Annotated in this window: 16 protein-coding genes; 4 read left to right on the top strand and 12 right to left on the bottom strand. The window is 42.3% G+C overall.

Translation table 11 applies throughout. From position 1 onward, the window contains the following. Positions 1 to 98: 98 nt before the first annotated feature. The 7 genes from M1D52_RS07670 to M1D52_RS07640 form a co-directional block, all read right to left on the bottom strand. Positions 99 to 866 (bottom strand): hypothetical protein, encoded by a 768-nt coding sequence (locus M1D52_RS07670; protein ID WP_437392082.1) that lies wholly within the window; start codon positions 864 to 866, stop codon positions 99 to 101. A 177-nt stretch (positions 867 to 1,043) separates the two neighbouring features. Further along, positions 1,044 to 1,262 carry a heavy-metal-associated domain-containing protein gene (locus M1D52_RS07665; RefSeq protein ID WP_437392080.1) on the bottom strand — a complete coding sequence of 73 codons (219 nt, stop codon included), beginning with the start codon at positions 1,260 to 1,262 and terminating at the stop codon, positions 1,044 to 1,046. A gap of 264 nt (positions 1,263 to 1,526) precedes the next feature. Then, on the bottom strand, positions 1,527 to 2,090 hold the full coding sequence (locus tag M1D52_RS07660; protein WP_437392079.1) for a helix-turn-helix domain-containing protein: 564 nt from the start codon (positions 2,088 to 2,090) through the stop codon (positions 1,527 to 1,529). A gap of 392 nt (positions 2,091 to 2,482) precedes the next feature. Then, positions 2,483 to 3,541: an ACR3 family arsenite efflux transporter gene (arsB, locus tag M1D52_RS07655; RefSeq protein WP_437365516.1), complete on the bottom strand. Its 1,059-nt coding sequence runs from the start codon at positions 3,539 to 3,541 to the stop codon at positions 2,483 to 2,485. Next, positions 3,528 to 3,965, bottom strand: coding sequence for an arsenate reductase ArsC (locus M1D52_RS07650; RefSeq protein ID WP_437365514.1), 438 nt, complete (start codon positions 3,963 to 3,965; stop codon positions 3,528 to 3,530). Before M1D52_RS07650 ends, arsB begins: the two co-directional genes overlap by 14 nt. Positions 3,966 to 4,016: 51 nt before the next feature. Further along, entirely contained in the window at positions 4,017 to 4,580 is a 564-nt protein-coding gene (locus M1D52_RS07645) for a DUF6428 family protein (protein ID WP_437365512.1), read from the bottom strand. 37 nt (positions 4,581 to 4,617) lie between these two features. Further along, complete coding sequence (locus M1D52_RS07640; RefSeq protein ID WP_013667996.1) at positions 4,618 to 4,947, bottom strand: ArsR/SmtB family transcription factor; 330 nt, start codon at positions 4,945 to 4,947, stop codon at positions 4,618 to 4,620. Between the two features lie 957 nt (positions 4,948 to 5,904). Here M1D52_RS07640 and M1D52_RS07635 point away from each other — a divergent pair. Continuing rightward, positions 5,905 to 6,909 carry a terpene synthase family protein gene (locus M1D52_RS07635; protein ID WP_437365510.1) on the top strand — a complete coding sequence of 335 codons (1,005 nt, stop codon included), beginning with the start codon at positions 5,905 to 5,907 and terminating at the stop codon, positions 6,907 to 6,909. A 165-nt stretch (positions 6,910 to 7,074) separates the two neighbouring features. Here the strand turns inward: M1D52_RS07635 and M1D52_RS07630 are convergent, their stop codons facing one another. The 3 genes from M1D52_RS07630 to vapB form a co-directional block, all read right to left on the bottom strand. After that, the gene (locus tag M1D52_RS07630) at positions 7,075 to 8,718 is read right to left on the bottom strand and encodes a 2,6-beta-D-fructofuranosidase (RefSeq protein WP_437392078.1); all 1,644 of its coding nucleotides are present in this window, start codon (positions 8,716 to 8,718) and stop codon (positions 7,075 to 7,077) included. Positions 8,719 to 8,758: 40 nt separating this feature from the next. Next, positions 8,759 to 9,667: a carbohydrate kinase family protein gene (locus M1D52_RS07625; protein WP_437392077.1), complete on the bottom strand. Its 909-nt coding sequence runs from the start codon at positions 9,665 to 9,667 to the stop codon at positions 8,759 to 8,761. A gap of 680 nt (positions 9,668 to 10,347) precedes the next feature. Continuing rightward, entirely contained in the window at positions 10,348 to 10,551 is a 204-nt protein-coding gene (vapB, locus tag M1D52_RS07620; protein WP_149106057.1) for a type II toxin-antitoxin system VapB family antitoxin, read from the bottom strand. A 392-nt stretch (positions 10,552 to 10,943) separates the two neighbouring features. Between vapB and M1D52_RS07615 the strand changes: the two genes are divergently transcribed. The 3 genes from M1D52_RS07615 to M1D52_RS07605 all read left to right on the top strand — a co-directional run bounded on the left by M1D52_RS07615 (position 10,944) and on the right by M1D52_RS07605 (position 14,457). Further along, positions 10,944 to 12,176: a thioredoxin family protein gene (locus M1D52_RS07615; RefSeq protein ID WP_437392075.1), complete on the top strand. Its 1,233-nt coding sequence runs from the start codon at positions 10,944 to 10,946 to the stop codon at positions 12,174 to 12,176. Positions 12,177 to 12,582: 406 nt separating this feature from the next. Then, on the top strand, positions 12,583 to 13,458 hold the full coding sequence (locus M1D52_RS07610; protein WP_437392073.1) for an SDR family oxidoreductase: 876 nt from the start codon (positions 12,583 to 12,585) through the stop codon (positions 13,456 to 13,458). Between the two features lie 72 nt (positions 13,459 to 13,530). Beyond that, positions 13,531 to 14,457 (top strand): helix-turn-helix domain-containing protein, encoded by a 927-nt coding sequence (locus tag M1D52_RS07605; protein WP_437392071.1) that lies wholly within the window; start codon positions 13,531 to 13,533, stop codon positions 14,455 to 14,457. A gap of 154 nt (positions 14,458 to 14,611) precedes the next feature. Here the strand turns inward: M1D52_RS07605 and M1D52_RS07600 are convergent, their stop codons facing one another. Both M1D52_RS07600 and M1D52_RS07595 read right to left on the bottom strand, forming a co-directional pair. Beyond that, the gene (locus M1D52_RS07600; protein WP_437366431.1) at positions 14,612 to 15,934 is read right to left on the bottom strand and encodes a sugar porter family MFS transporter; all 1,323 of its coding nucleotides are present in this window, start codon (positions 15,932 to 15,934) and stop codon (positions 14,612 to 14,614) included. A gap of 11 nt (positions 15,935 to 15,945) precedes the next feature. Next, positions 15,946 to 16,809 (bottom strand): ROK family protein, encoded by an 864-nt coding sequence (locus M1D52_RS07595; RefSeq protein ID WP_437392070.1) that lies wholly within the window; start codon positions 16,807 to 16,809, stop codon positions 15,946 to 15,948. Between the last annotated feature and the right edge of the window lie 5 nt (positions 16,810 to 16,814).

Here is a 16,814-nt window from a genome sequence, read left to right as displayed (position 1 = left end):
GCTTCTTTTAGATAACGACGTTTGGTTCGATTAAAAAAGAATGTCCGGCCTTTAAGAGCCGGACATTCTTTTTTGTAAAACCCATTAAAGAAAAATCACTAATGATGATGACCGTGATGTCCTTCATCAGCCGCCTTTTGTTCTCCCTCTGTAACATTTACGGTGAAATCGGCTGTGTGCACTTTACCATCTGTTTGGAATTCTACCCAAACACGGTAGATACCCGGTTTCTCAATATGCGTTTCGGCATAAATAGGGAAACGTTTGGCTGACATCGGATGAATATGCAGGAATTCTGTACCCTCTTTGCTGATCATTGCAATATGTGCAGTAGCACCAAGGTAGGGCTGTATATCACTTTCCGACAAAGGTCTACCTTTATCCGTCACGGAGAGCGCTAAGAATTCTGTCCTATTAGTTTTTAAATCGCTTCCGTTTTCAAGAGTAACCCTATAGCCATCTACTTCCGATATAAGTTTGACCGACTGATCTGCTTTATTTGCGCTTGAATCTCCTTTCACAATAATCTCTTTTTTATCTACCATCGACGTAGCTCCTTTCGGTTTAAAGTCGGCAAACAGAAAGTATTTACCTCCATAAGGAAAGGTCTCCGATATCGCATAAGAACCGTCAGCCTGTTCGGTAGGGTGGACATGCCGAAACCAGTTAAGTTCTTCATTAACCACCATTAGATGTACCTTCATTTCGTGTGAAACATCCAACGATACCTTTCGGTCGCTTTCCTTAAAATCGAACAACAGTTTCGTCGGCGATCCCGCCTCAATGGCCTGCGGTTCGGTATGAAGTACCGCCTGATATTGCTTCGGACTTTCATTCGGGTGCTGGTGATTATGTTGATTTTCCATGTCTGAAGATTTAATTTGTGTATTGTTGCAAGTAGCGAAAAACAGTCCTAGTGCAACTGTACTTATAAATAATGGTGGCCTAACTATTCTTTTCATTTGCACTTGCTTATCTTTATTGATTACCGCATCGAAGCAATACGTCTTATACGAAATCCATTACTCCGATAGCGTGCATGATTATCCCATCGGCTCGGCTTTGAAACCCTTGCGTTGGATGATCGCGACTACCTCATCCTTGGTAATGCCCTTCGAACTGACGGTAAGGATTTTGTCTGCATTATCTGTATCAACGTGCCAGTGACAGATACCGTCTGCACTATCTAAATCCGATTGAACTTTTGATACACATCCGCCACAGTTAAGATTGGTTTTGAATTGATATTCTTTGTTCTCCATTGTTTTAAAATTTAGTGTTATTTAATACGCCAAATTTCGGTACAATATGGATGCCCCTTGTTGTACAATTTCTTGTTTGATTTATGAGATTTACTGTTAGTTTCTCGATGTTATTCCAAGTTATTAGTGGCAACGTCATATCCTTGCTGCACAGGTAGCCATCGGCTTAAAAAAAATCGTTCATCAAGCCCTGAGGCGCATTATTTCTTATGGAATTTCGGCAATGGACTGCTAAATTTAAAGAATGGAGAGCCTATTATTTTATTACACTTTATCCAAAGGCTTTCTTTTATCTTCGCGTATTTGCTTAAAATGGCTTGGGGAAAGTCCGGTTACTTTTTTGAACTGATTACTTAAATAGGCAACACTCGAATAATTCAGACGGTAAGCAATCTCGCTCAACGACAGTTCATCATATACCAGCAGCTCCTTTACTTTTTCTATTTTTTGCGCAATAAAATACTTTTCGATCGTCGTCCCTTCTACCTCAGAAAACAAGTTAGACAAGTAATTATAATCATGGTTCAATTTGTCGCTTAGCACATCTGAAAGATTCGTTTTAGCATCATTATCCCTGTGATGAACCAAATCAATAATTATATTCTTTATCTTCTCAATGGTGCGGCTTTTTTTGTCGTCAATTAACTCAAAGCCTAAGGGATTCAAAGCCTGCTTTAATGCATCTTTCTGTTCAGCCGATAATTCACCAGTAAGACTAACCTCACCCAATTTGACGCTTTTAGCGGCGATGCCAAGTTTATCCAGTTCATGCTGTACCACCATAATACAACGGTTACAGACCATATTTTTCACAAATAATGTATTCATACCCTTTCTAAACTGCAAACTAACGAATATAAAATAAATTTCGGCGATCTGCTTTCGGCTGCCAGCCGTCGGCTTTCATTAGCCTGCCCAGCGGTAGGCAGGCACCCCGCTACTCAACATTCACATTCATATCTCATCCACTCCATCCAACTCCCTCAGTGAACAAGGGAACCTGTTAGTTGAGAACATGTCTTACGCCCCATAAAGCTCCTAGTAACTATTCCCTACTCACAATTAACTATTCCCTACTCACTGTTAACTATTAATTATTCCCCACTCACTATCAACTATTCCACAATTCATTCATCACTTACGAAAAGCCTACTCAACAACTTAACTACTCAACAACTTAACTACTCAACAACTTAACTACTCAACAACTCAACTAAAACTCAATAATATTTCCTTCTCAACCAAAATGCCAGGTTAACCAGGGCAATCAATGCCGGGACTTCTACCAAAGGGCCGATAACTCCCGCAAAGGCTTGGCCCGAATTGATCCCGAACACCCCAATCGCTACGGCAATAGCCAGCTCAAAATTATTTCCGGTTGCTGTAAAAGCGATCGACGTGTTTTTTGAATAATCCGCTCCGAAGCGTTTGCCGATCATGAAACTGAAAATGAACATAAAAGCAAAATAGATGATTAGTGGAAGGGCTATCCGCAACACATCCATCGGAATCTGCACAATCAATTCGCCCTTTAAACTGAACATGACCACGATGGTAAATAACAAGGCAATCAGCGTAATAGGTGATATAAAAGGCAGAAACTTTTCCTGAAACCATTGCTCTCCTTTCATAGCAATCAGCCCGTAGCGACTGATCAGTCCCATGGCAAAAGGAATCCCCAGATAAATACCTACGCTTTTGGCTATTTCACTGATGGTAATGTGTACTTCTGCCCCTTCAATTCCGAATAAAGGAGGGAGTACCGTAATAAAAATATAAGCGAATACGCTATAGAACAGTACCTGAAATATACTGTTAAGCGCAATTAGCCCCGCTGCATATTCTCGGTTTCCTTCAGCAAGTTCATTCCAAACCACCACCATAGCAATACAACGCGCCAAACCGATCAAGATCAAGCCAATCATATATTCGGGATAATCTCTTAAAAACGTGACGGCTAAAAAGAACATCAGTAGCGGGCCTATTAGCCAATTTAGAATCAGCGAGACGCTGAGCACCTTTACATCCTTAAATACGTTCCCTAAGTTTTCATACTTCACCTTTGCCAAAGGCGGATACATCATTAATATCAAGCCGATCGCCAAGGGAATGTTTGTTGTGCCACTCGAGTACGAATTAATAAAAGCCGCTGTAGACGGAATAAAATAACCCATTCCAACACCTATGGCCATGGCGAGAAAAATCCATAAAGTCAGATAACGATCAAGAAAGCTTAACTGTTTACGGCCGGCAATCGGTGCGCAATTATTCGCTGACATATCGTTCGTTATTAACCTGTTCATCGATAAAATCCTTCATATAGGCTTTAACCAGATCCCTGACCGCCCGAAACTCGTTCAGGATTTCTTCTGAAGTGCCCACCGCCTTTGCCGGATCGGGAAAATTGTGATGAAACTGCTTCGCTTTGGTAGGGAAGTAAGGACAGCTTTCCTTTGCGTTGTCACACACGGTGATGACATAATCGAAATCAATATGGCTGTATTCATCTACATGATTGGAGGTGTGCCCGGAGATGTCGATACCGTCCTCTTTCATAACCTGTATCGCTTTCGGATTAACGCCGTGCGTTTCAATTCCCGCGCTGTATACCTCAGCCTTTCCTTGCGCAAAATGCCGTAAATAACCTTCTGCCAACTGACTGCGGCAACTATTGCCGGTACATAATACCAAAATTTTCTTCATTGTTTTTTACTTTATTGTTTTGATTCGAAGTTCCATTCATTTGATTTTATGCTAGCAGCATCCGGAACCGGGGGTACAACTTTGGACAGTCGCTAGATTGACCATTCTATTTTGGCTTTCTTCTTCCTGAACAGGCGCACAGCATGTTTCGTTCTGATCCTTCGGACCACAACTACTACCACGCCCAATCGCCTTGCATTGCGTAGCATCCGGAATAAGGTTAACCACGAGATTTTCACCTTTCAAAATCAAGTTTCCCGGAAATAGTTGACGGGTATCAAATTCCGAATTACCAAATTCAATCTTAACAATACCGGCAGGATTTAAAGGAAGGGACTTCTCTACCAATTCAATAATCGACAAGGCTTTACCCACCTTCATGGCTCTTTCCGAACCGTCCGAAGCCGGCTCCCAAAGCTGCACAATAATCTCCGTCCAAGCATTCATCACACCTCCACAATCAACCGAAGTAATAGGCGCTTGTTTAATCTCGGTGATATGGTATGAGGCATCCACCCATTTATCTTCGGCGTACTGAAATTGTAAAATAGCCTCTACATTCCTTGTCAATTGGGATTTGAAATCGCCCCAAGTCATTAGTTCCTTCGTATTCATAATATTGCAATTTTACGATATATTAGGTTAAATTTTTTTAACAGCACTCGTTGTTCGGCACGTATCCATTTAAAAAAGCGCCTACTGTTTCTTTCAGCAGCTGCCAATTTTCAGGGTGAATGCAATAGCAGACACTGACCCCTTCAATGGTACCCTGTATCAATCCCGCTGTTTTAAGTTCTTTTAAATGCTGCGATATAGTTGCTTGCGCCAAACCCAGCTCTTCCACCAGATCCCCATTGATACAAGTCTTTGAAGCCATGATGTATTGCAAGATGGCAATACGGGCGGGATGGGCCATTGCTTTCAAAAGAACAGCTATTCTGTTCTGCTCTTCCGTAAATATTTCTGTTCTGGTAACGCCCATGATCTTATTATTTATTGCAATATTACGATAAATATTTTTAAGATGCAAATAGTGCTAGCAGCTTTCGGATGTCGGCTTTCAGCTCTCGTTAGCCCGCCGGTAGCTTGACGCCGCTGCAACTGTTTTTGTCATTATTTTTCCAACTCAACTACTTAACCACTCAACTATTTAACTACTCAACCACTTAACTACTTAACAACTCAACTACTTAACCACTCGACTACTTAACTACTCAACTAGTCAACTATCCTCACAACTGAAATTCATCACTCATCATTTGTATCAGCTTTCGGATGTCGGCTTTCCTTCTAAGGATTTCATGATTATTTTTAATTAATATTATTTGTTGTTCTTTTTCTTGACAAAAAGAACCAAAAGTCAAGGCTGTCTAGGTTTCGCTAAAAATTCAATTGCCCCGCGCCGTTCTGCGGAGCTGCCCCAATCCTCATTTCTTTCCCTCCACTTCTTCGCATAACGTTTTTTCTACCCTTCTAATTGAATTTTCTTTACGCTCACCCTAGAAGGCCGTTTTGTACTATCCGCGAGAGCCCCGTGTGATTTCATCACTTGCAACGACAACTCACGACTCAACCACTTAACTACTCAACTACTTAACCACTCGACAACTTAACTACTTAACTACTCAACTAGTTAACTAGCCTCACAACTGAAATTCATCATTCAAAATTCCTGCCTACCGGCAGGCAGGCATCATTCATCACTTTTAAATACCTACTTAACCACTCAACTACTTAACTACTCAACAACTCAACTACTTAGCTACTCAACCACGGCTCTCACTGACATCGAACAAAATGAACAGAATGAACTTTCCTTTTTTAATAAATAGATAATTATATTTATTTAATATTATAAACGTAAGTTTCTTTATGGAATAGTAATCGTGCTGTTAACAGAGCAGCTGCGGCATGTTTAAATCGTTAAAAACTCGACACAATGACAAAGGAACAAGAATTCTACGCATTATTCCAGAACATGCAACGTCCTGAATACCCTTTCCCTAATCTAATTTCTCCCTTTGCACAAGAGATGCGGGAAATATATTATAATTGGATCGATACAGATTATACCTTTCATTCCGAGAAAGCACGCGAAACACACAAAAAGCATGTGCTGACAGATATAGCAGCCCGTGGTTTACCCTTCTTAAAAACGCTGGATGAACTGTTTCCGATCGCAAGTTTCGCAGCCAATGGAGCCATGATGGATGATTATTTTGACCATTGTAGCCACGAAGAAATGTGTCGTATAAGACAACGGAGTATAGCCATACTCAGTGGACAAGAGAAAGAAGAGCCTACAGACTTCGGCATATTCCGTCAGTTCTACTTAATAAGGCAGCGAGCCATTAAATGTGACATGCCACAGCGGCTGTATGATAAATTCATAGCTAGTATTCATACCCTGTTAATCGGTTATCAGGATGAAAAACGCTATATGAAGGCCGATACTATACCTCCATTCCCAGTCTATTTGGTACTTCGCGAAGATACCAGTGGCGGTTTACCTTTTTGTAAATATGTAGCCATGCAAAAAGATTTTCGCAATTTGCCCGATGAGGTGTTAGAACATCCCCATATTTTGAGCTTGCACACCTTGGCAGCCCTTATGATCGGCGTGCATAACGACATTATTTCGTTACCGAAGGAGTTGAGTCGGAAAGGCGATGTCATCAATATCGTAAAAGTTATACACAATGAAAATAACGTATCATGGGAAGAAGCCTATAAGATGGCCCTGGATTATCATGATAAGCTTCTAAACGAGTTTAAGATACTACACGAGCACTTACCAAATTTCGGGCGGTGGCAGGAACTTGCCTATGATTACGTATATACAATCGGGATTATGATACAAGGCGTATACGCCTGGCATACCAATGATAAATCCCGCTACGTTCCCGGTGGCTATGTAGAACCCGAATACCAAAGCCCGGAATAAAGCGACATTTATATTTAAGTATTAAGGGAATAGTAATGCCTGTCGGCAGGCATTACTAATTCCCTATTTTTGGTCTTCAGTGGCGCCGCAGTCACGTTATTAGCGCTATTTTACTACTTACCGACTGAACTATTTAGCACTACTAGCAAGTCACAAACATCATCCCTAATTCCAGATAGATCGAACGTTTAAGATCTCCAAATCAGTTATCTCAATATTATTTCCCCAGAAATGGAAGCCCTCTTTATTATTGTCTTCCGCTTTTCTAGGCATGGAATAAGAGTAGGCACCGCCATCAATAAATACTTCAACGCTGGTTTTATCGATGTAAATATCGGCCGAAATTTCCATACTGGTTGGATCGTTCGGCGAATAAAACAGACCATTCAGTTTATTATAATTCAAATCATAATCTACAATTCGTTGCCCAAAAAGATTAAGCCCGGCACTAGTGGCATGAGACAATTTAATGGTCGTCTTCACCCGCAAGCCATCCGCCTCCGAATATGATGCAAGCAATTGATTAGCACGTTCGGTTGTTAAGTTCGTTTCCTTCCGAACCGATGTAAAAAGCTGTTCTGTTTCTTTAGGGGGCCGACTAAAAAGGCGGGGACCCTCTTTCGTATTGCGCAGCGTTAGCTCCGTTGGCAATTGCATCATCCCTCTAAAAGGCATACCGGGATGTGTTATTTGTCCCCAGCCAATTTGCACACGTCGTCCGTCCGGCATATCCGTAAAGGTTTGTGCCGCATAAACTGATCCTGTTGTATAGACATATTTACCAGCTTCCGGCTTAAACACTTTCCCATCAAAAGACCCCAGCATATAAGTACCCGAAGCTCCATACATCACCCATTTGGTATTATTGATATCCCCGTCTACCGGCAGTTCGAAAAGTTCGGGGCACTCCCAAAAACCGGTAACATGACTTTCGTAGTTCCACTTTTTCAAATCGTTAGACGTATAGATAGAATGACCATCCCGCTCGTTAAGCACCATTACCCAGTGTTTTCCCGGCTTGTACCAAAACACCTTCGGATCGCGCGTATCCGGGCTATTCCACTTCGCTTTGGAATCAACGATTGGATTCGATTCGTATTTTGTAAACGTCCGCCCTTTATCGAGGCTGTAGGCAATACACTGCACCTGCTTATCCGGCCCGGCTGCCGTATAAGCAGCTACCATAGCGGGCGTTTTACCTTTATTATAACCAGCTGTATTGTTATAATCAATTACAGCCGAACCTGAAAACATCGTTCCCAGCTCATCCGGATAAAGTGCATCCGGCAACTCCGTCCAGTGTACCAAATCTTTACTCACTGCATGCCCCCAGTGCATATTCTCCCATTCATTCTCATAAGGATTATGCTGGTAAAACAAATGATACTCCCCCTCATAAAAAAGTAAACCATTCGGATCATTGATCCATCCCCTGCGGGTCGTAAAATGAAACTGTGGCCGATTTTTCTCTTTATAAAGGCTATCTTGTCCAGCCAGTTTATCATCCTGATAAATTTTCGCCAGTCCTGCCTCATCGCCCTCATAGCTTATCTTCAATGTTTTTCCTCGCAAATCCGAAACATCTTTAAAAACCCAATAATCAGGTGTAGCTTTAGTCAGTCTAATAACCACCGAAAGATCAGCTTTACCATCCACACTGAAAGTCATCTTCCGGCGCTCTTCCTTATGTGATACCGGAAAGTTAAGGTATTTCTTATTGATTTTGATTTCAATTTCACCTGCACTTAATGGAAGATAGTTAATCGACAGCAGGGCAATTGTTAAAAATTTGATCGCAAAAGTTCTCATCTGTTTGTTTTTTTATTAAATCAAATAAACATTTTTGATCTCATTGCCATTTGAGTTGCTCTAACTGCTTCTGCCACATAAAACGTACTAAATCGGAGCTTTTGTAATCCGGGTTGGCTCCTGCCTGCGAGGTAACATAAGCCCCCAATGCAGCCGCATAATCCAATATATCTTCCGTCGATTTCCCTAATAACTTTTGCGCTACAAAAGCAGCCAAAAAAGAGTCGCCGCTACCTACCGTATCTTTCACAATAACCGGATATGCTTTGAAATCATATCGCTCCATAGGTGTATAGTAAGAAGCACCCTCTCCACCTTTGGTTACAATGATCTCTCCGATCTTATATTTGTCCTGCAAACGATTTACGTGCTCGTGTTCCTGACCGCCTTCATCACCAAACCACGAGGCAATAATGCGTAGTTCATGGTTGTTCAGTTTTACGATGTCAGCCTTGTCCAGTAGGTATTCAATAGTAGCTTGTTCATAATGCGGTGCACGAAAATTAACATCAAAAAGTCTCAATTTAGCGTGCGCAATCAGATCATATAGTGTAGCGCGGCTAAGCTCACTGCGGGCGGCCAAACTACCAAACACCATTAAATCAGCGTTTTCAACCAAATTAGCTGTTTGACTATCGAAACGAATAAAATCCCAAGCCACCGGCTGTACGATCTCATAGCTCATCTCGTGATTAGCTCCTTCTGTAGCAATCACTTCACTGGTTTTTTGATCTTTATCCAGTTGAATGTATTCGGTAGGCAAACCCATTTTTTTCAAGAACATAGTCAGTTCCTGTCCCAACGGATCATCGCCGACCCGACTTACCATATAACTCGCTATCCCTAGCCGGTTTAGATGATAAGCTACATTCATGGGGGCACCGCCCGGTTTTTTCCCTTCAGGAAGCACGTCCCAAAGCACTTCTCCAAAACAAACTACTTTTTTCATCCAATTAAATTATCTATGAGTGTTAAATCTCAAATGTATAGGCGAGATCGTTAAACTCGGTTTGTTCTTTGTAAGACTAAGTTAAAGACATTATTACTAAAACCCTTCTTATATCGTGCCATTTTTCTTTAATTCCGTACCATGGGGCTTAGGAGCAGCCGTCAGCATTAGCTTTCAGCAATCGGAGGGCAGCTTTCGGCAGTCAGCGATCAATAAGGTGGAAGCTATAAGCTTTAGGGTATAAGGTTTGAGCTCGCGCTACCGCCTTGGCAACTGCTACTGCCACTATTCTACAACTTAATCAAGCTCCCTTGCAAATACTAGGCTAGGGGCGGATAGATCTGTTATAGAATACGTGAAATTAGGCCAATCTTTATATTGCCAGTTGTACATAGTGAGCCGATTCGTGTATATAATCGGCTCAAATATGTCATTTTTTTGAGCCGATTAAAAGAAATAATCGGCTCATACTCCCAGTAAAGGTATAAGCTGTAGACTTTAAGGTTTTAGGAATTAGCTTCCAGCTATCGGATGGCAGAGCATAACTAATAACTGCTATACTATACTAATATAAAGATCGTTCGAAGCGTCACTTAAAGCTTCTTTAATATGATCAGGAAGCTGATCATTATCATCTTGCATCCAAAGAAGTACATGTGTATCAAGAAGAAACTGTCCCATTACATGTAATCCTTGAAATCATCTAAAGGTGCATCAAAATCACTATCCATGCTCAGTTTGCCCTTCAACAAACCTAACTTGCGTTTAACTTTTTTCTCTTTAGCAACTTTTTTTTCTAAGATAAAATCAATAAAATCCTCTACTTCCTGCTGATAAGCAGGTGGTATCTTTTTCACTTTTTCTATCAATTGAAGCTGTTCCATTCCATTGAAATTTATGTTAAAGATACACAAAATCGATCTTCCATACAACCTACAACGCTAAACTTATCACCCGTTTCAGCAACCAGCTTTCAGCCATCAGCTTTCGGCTATAAGGGGCTAATCGGCTCATACTCCCAGTAAAGGTATAAGCTTTAGGGTATAAGGTTTGAGCTCGCGCTACCGCCTTGGCAACTGCCACTGCCACTATTCTACAACTTAACTACTCAACTATTCTACAACTCAACCACTCAACCACTCAACTACTTAACCACTCAACCACTTAACTACTTAACTACTTAACTACTTAACTACTCAACTAATCCCCAAAATTCCTTATATTCGTATCATTGCACTTCATAAGCGATATTTATTTTAAACCTGCTAATTATTGAATGATGAAAAGCATCCTGGCAAATACGCTCCTCTATATAGGTTTAATCCTTTCTCCCTTGCTCGCTAGCGCAGAAGACGGTGTACAATTCTTTGAAGGATCGTGGAAGGCCCTGTTGCAGCTTGCGAAGGAACAGAACAAGCCTATTTTTGTGGATGTTTATACCGATTGGTGCCCCCCCTGTAAACGAATGGACCAAGAAGTACTACCCCTTGCAGCCGTGGGCGCCGTTTATAACAAGGCATTCATCAATTACAAATTGAATGCAGAACGGGGCGAAGGTATAAAGCTCGCCAAGCAATACGAAGTACACGCTTATCCAACCTATCTTTACCTGACACCCAAAGGTGTGTTATTGGCACGGGTAGTGGATTACCAAGAGCCGGACACCTTTATGGCTTATGCGCATGACGCAGTAGCAAAAAATCGTGAGCAGGTATTAGCTAAAATGGATAAGCAATTTGAAGGGGGCAATCGGGATCCGCATTTTCTAAAAACCTATATCATCCAGAAGAAAGATTTAGGCCTTGATAACAGCTTGGCATTTGATGCCTATATCAAGGCCCAAAGCAGCACCGAGCGTGAAAACCCGGCTAACATTGATTTCATCCGTGACAATCTCAACCATGCTAAAGGCGCTGCTTTTGACCTATTACTAAAAACCTATCCTACGGTAGACCAAGCACGGCGGCAAAAACTGGCACCCGTGCTCTTTAACTTATTAACAGATGCAGCTAGCGCCGCGCTGAAAGAAAACCGCTTACAAGAGATACCCAGTTTTTTTAATCAGGTGGACGCACTCAAACAGCAGCTAAGTCCCAAGCAACAGAGACACTTCTATCTGTTGCAGTTACGCTACGCACAGCGCGCAAAAGACACCGAAACAGCTAAAAAAGCGGGTTATGCTTTCGTGGCCAACAGCATGGATATAGCAACAGACAGCATACAAGCAGAAGACAAACGGCGTTATACTGCGCTTATGCAACCCTATTATAGCGGAGAAAGGGATAGCACTGAAATTACAGCCGAAGACAAAGCCTTCGCGCAAAAAATCTACACCGGCGAGATCTGTGTTTATCTCTATGAGGCCAGCAATACCTTTGACATGGTATTAAACAATGGCGACCCGGCATTGAAAGACGCCCTACGCTGGGCAGAAAGGTTGAGTCAATTACGTCCCAACAACCCCCAATTCAATCAGTTGATTGATCGTATCAAACAGAAAATAAACTGAAATCTACTTGGCTAGCAGTAATGTGCTATAGGTTTTAGGATTAGCAACCGGCATTCGGCTTTCAGCTATCAGCAGTCAGCTTTCGGCTATAAGGGGCGGCAACAAAAATTCCTGCCTACCGGCAGGCAGGCATCATTCATCGCTTATAAAAAAACTCATCACCCAACATCAAATTGGCTAATTATTGACTTCAGCTTTAGGCTTTCGTTAGCCTACCCAACGACAAACAAGTGCCACTTCCACGGCTACTATTCATCATTCAACACTCGTAACTCATCACTTAAAAAAACCTACTCAACCACTTAACTACTCTCACAACTACCCTTTCGGCTACAGCAATCTGACGTTCGGCTACAGTATTATTTCGTTCATGGAAGAACTTTGTATCAAACAAAATAGTTAAAAGATGAACATATTTGTAACAGGAGCATCAGGCTTCATCGGCTCTGCAGTAGTGAAGGAATTAATCCGAGCAGGACATCAGGTCATAGGCTTGGCGCGTTCAGAAGCATCCGCGAAAATTATCCGTGATGCAGGCGCATCGGCTTTATTAGGAACACTTGAAGATTTAGAAATTTTAAAACAAGGCGCCTCACAGGTCGACGGCATTATTCACACTGCTTTTATCCATGATTTTACGCAATACCAAAAAGCAGGTGAAGTGGATAAAACCGCTATCCAGACTATGGGAAATGTCTTGGCAGGCACCAACAAGCCTCTGGTGGTAACCTCCGGCATGTTAGGATTAACCCCTATCAATGGCTTTATTACAGAAGAAAGTCCGGTTGGAAATTCACCACGACCTTCAGAAGCCACGGCCTTGGCACTGGCAGAAGCAGGCGTTCATGCATCGGTAGTTCGTTTACCACCATCCGTTCATGACAAAGGCGATAAAGGCTTTATTCCGTTTATTATTGCACAGGCACGCAAAAATGGTGTTTCGGCCTATCCGGAGGAAGGGAAAAACCATTGGTCGGCGGTACATCGTTTAGATGCGGCCAAAGCTTACCGCTTGGCTGTAGAGAAAGCAGCGAAAGGAGCCGTGTATAATGTTGTAGGCGATCAATCCATTGAAATAAAAACAATTGCCACGTTAATCGGCAAACAATTGCAGTTACCTGTTCAATCCGTTTCGGGAGAAGCCACTGTAACACATTTTGACTGGATGGGCCGTTTCATTACCTTTGAAGGCGCCGCTATCGGAAGCAAAACACAAGAACAGCTGGACTGGAAACCCACGCATATTGGTTTATTAGAAGATATGCGGGAAAATTATTTCTAAATTTAAACATCAGTTTGTCATTGTCGGTTCGCTGCAATGACAAACTTTTACACCCAAAAATTAAGCTCGATCATGGAAAACCAGTCACCCATCCGGTTAAAAACCATCAGCGAATTTCATAAATCACGCGGTTTAGCACAACCCGAACATCCGCTCATCAGCGTCATTGATTTTGGTACCATTCCACGTTCGGCCGATATCCGTGGCAAAAGTTGGATATTTGATTTTTATCAAGTATCGCTAAAAAGAGGCATCGATTTCAAAATGAAATACGGACAGCAGGCATACGATTTTGATGAAGGCGTTTTGGGATTTATTGCACCAAATCAAGTTTTTAAAATCGAACACGAACCTCATGCTACGCAAAACCAAATTCGCTCCGGTTGGATGTTGCTAGTTCACCCCGATTTTTTCTGGAATACACCCTTAGCAAAAGCCATTAAACAGTATGAATATTTTGATTATGCGATAAACGAGGCGCTATTCCTATCAGAAAAAGAAGAGGCGACGTTGAATCCCATCATCGAGAATATCCGTCAGGAATACCATGCCAATATCGACAAGTTCAGCAAACAGATCATTATTTCGCAAATTGAAACTTTATTGAGTTATTCCGAACGGTTTTATCATCGTCAGTTCCTCACCAGAGAAAAATCCAACCATCAGGTGTTACATCGTCTGGAAGAGCTTTTAAATCATTATTTCGATCAAGAAGATTTGATTTCAAGAGGTCTACCCTCCGTTCAGTATGTTGCCGATCAGCTGCACATCTCGCAAAAATATTTAAGCACCCTACTCAAAGTGCTCACCGGGCAAAGCACCCAACAGCATATTCACAACAAACTGATCGACAAGGCCAAAGAAAAACTTTCGACCACCAATTTATCAGTTTCCGAAATAGCTTACGCCTTGGGTTTCGAACATTCACAATCGTTCAGTAAACTGTTCAAATCCAAGACCGATCTATCACCGGTCGAGTTTAGGCAATCGTTTAATTGAACTGCCGTCAGCTTTCAGCCGTCGGTTTTCAGCTTTAGCTAGTACTCCTGCCACTGCTTCTGTCGCTTCGATAATCCCGCATCACTCCGCTACACCAACAACGAACAACCAATAACGAATAACCAATAACCAACAACCAACAACCAATACGGAACTACAAGGCTTCTTGAATTTCCTCCAGTGATTTCCCTTTAGTTTCCGGCATAAATCTCCAAATGAAGAAAAAAGAAACAGCCATCATCAGACTGTAAAAGATAAAAGAATAATAACCGCCATTAGGGCTACCTTCGGCGATAATCGGAAAGAGCCAAGAAATAACGGCAGCCATGATCCAATGGGTGAAACTACCGAGCGAGCTACCCTGAGAGCGAACGCTATTCGGGAATATCTCCGAGATAAAAACCCAGATTACCGCACCTTGCGAAAAGGCAAAGAATGCAATAAAACCGATCAAATAAATCAGCACCGAAGAAGCGGCTGCGATACCCTGACTAAAAGCATGGGCAACCAAGCCCAAAAACACAAACATTCCTAAACTACCGATCAACAGCAGTCGTTTTCGACCAAACTTATCGATGAAGAACATCGCCAGGCAGGTAAACAATAAATTAGCACCTCCTATAAATACCGGTTGCAGATAAGCCAACTTTTGATCAAAACCCGCCAATTCAAAAATGCGAGGAGCATAATAGAGAATGGCATTGATACCACTTAACTGGTTAAACATCGCCAATATAACAGCATACAAAATGGGCTTCAGATATTTCTTTTGAAATAAACGGTCGTGCGCTCCTTTACCCACTTGATCAGTCTGTAATACGCTGTTCATAGCTCCCTCCTCTCCCAATTTACGAAAGACAGCATGCGCCTTATCGTTATAACCATTGATAGCCAACCACCGTGGGCTCTCCGGAACAAGCTGCAGAAGGCAAAAAAAGAGTACCGAAGGCACCACCATAATACCCAACATCCAGCGCCAAGCTTCATCGCCCAGTCCCACAAAAAGAAAATTTGTCAGATAGGCAATAAATATTCCCAGCACAATCATAAACTGAAAAGAGGCTGTCAACCGACCCCGGCGCTCAGCCGGAGCAATTTCCGAAATATAAATAGGCCCAACAACGGAAGATACACCAACGGCCAGCCCACCGATGAATCGGAATAAGATGAACAATAACCAGGTGTACGATAAAGCACATCCCACGGCTGAACATAAATAAGCAAGGGCAACCACGATCAATACTTTTTTACGTCCAAATTGCTGCGCCGGTATACTGGCCACCATCGCGCCTATAACCGTTCCAATCAAACTGGCCGATACGGTGAATCCCTGCCAAAACGAATTAAGTGTCCAGAGTTGCTGTATGTTTTTTTCCGCACCGGAAATAACGGCCGTTTCAAAACCAAAAAGAAAACCCCCTAAAGATGCAATGAGTGAGCATCGAATGGCAAAGCCATATTTGGAAATAGCGTTCATTTATGCTATGTTTAACTATTAATCAATGAAGCAGCGCCGAGAAGAGCAGCCTGCTCTCCCATCATCGCTACTTTTATCGGAACAAGAATTTTTTGTGCAGCTAGCCTTTCAACAACCTCCGGCAGAAATAAGTGGTAAGCTTTACTGATATTCCCGCCTATAATCACCGCATCGGGCTTTAGTGCTATCAAATGAATTAAAAGGAAATCGGCCAACCAATGGGCCAATTGGGCCATTGTCTCTTTTGCCTTACGATCTCCGGAAATCACTTCAGCCAATGATTTGACATCATCAATTCCGGCACCGCCTAAAGAGCGATAATAAGTTAATAAGCCACGGGTTGATATATAATCTTCCGCTATCCCATCCAGAAAGCGGGAGGAACCGAGATTCAGATCTTTTACTACTCTTGAGTTGAAAAATGCGGCTCCCAGGCCAGTTCCCATTGTCAACCCCAGAACCCGGCTTTTCTCCGCCAAGTTACTGCCTATAATCTCGCCACGGAGAAAAGCTTCCGCATCATTCAAAAAGCGGACGCGACTGGGCGGTAGTTTCACTCGTTCAGCAAAGACCTCTTTCACGTTAAAGCCATACAGCGCCTCATATTTATTCATGCCTTTGATCAATGAGATTCCGTTTTCGTAGTCGAAAGGACCGGGCATCGACACCGCTAGGTCTGTACATTGCTTGCCAGAGGCCTCTTGCGCCTCAATCAAGGCACAAGTCCAGGCCTCCAGAATAGTGGAGGCCGGAGCATGCGCATCAATTTTTTTGCGGATTAATGTATCATCGACTATCGATTGCGTTACCGGATGAATGACGGCCGCAGTAATATGCGAGCCTCCTACGTCTGCACTAAGGACAGTTGTTTGCATATAGA

The sequence above is a fragment of the Olivibacter sp. SA151 genome (assembly GCF_054130995.1).
The sequence above is the reverse complement of the archived record's forward strand: the minus strand, read 5'-3'. Positions and strand labels throughout refer to the sequence as shown.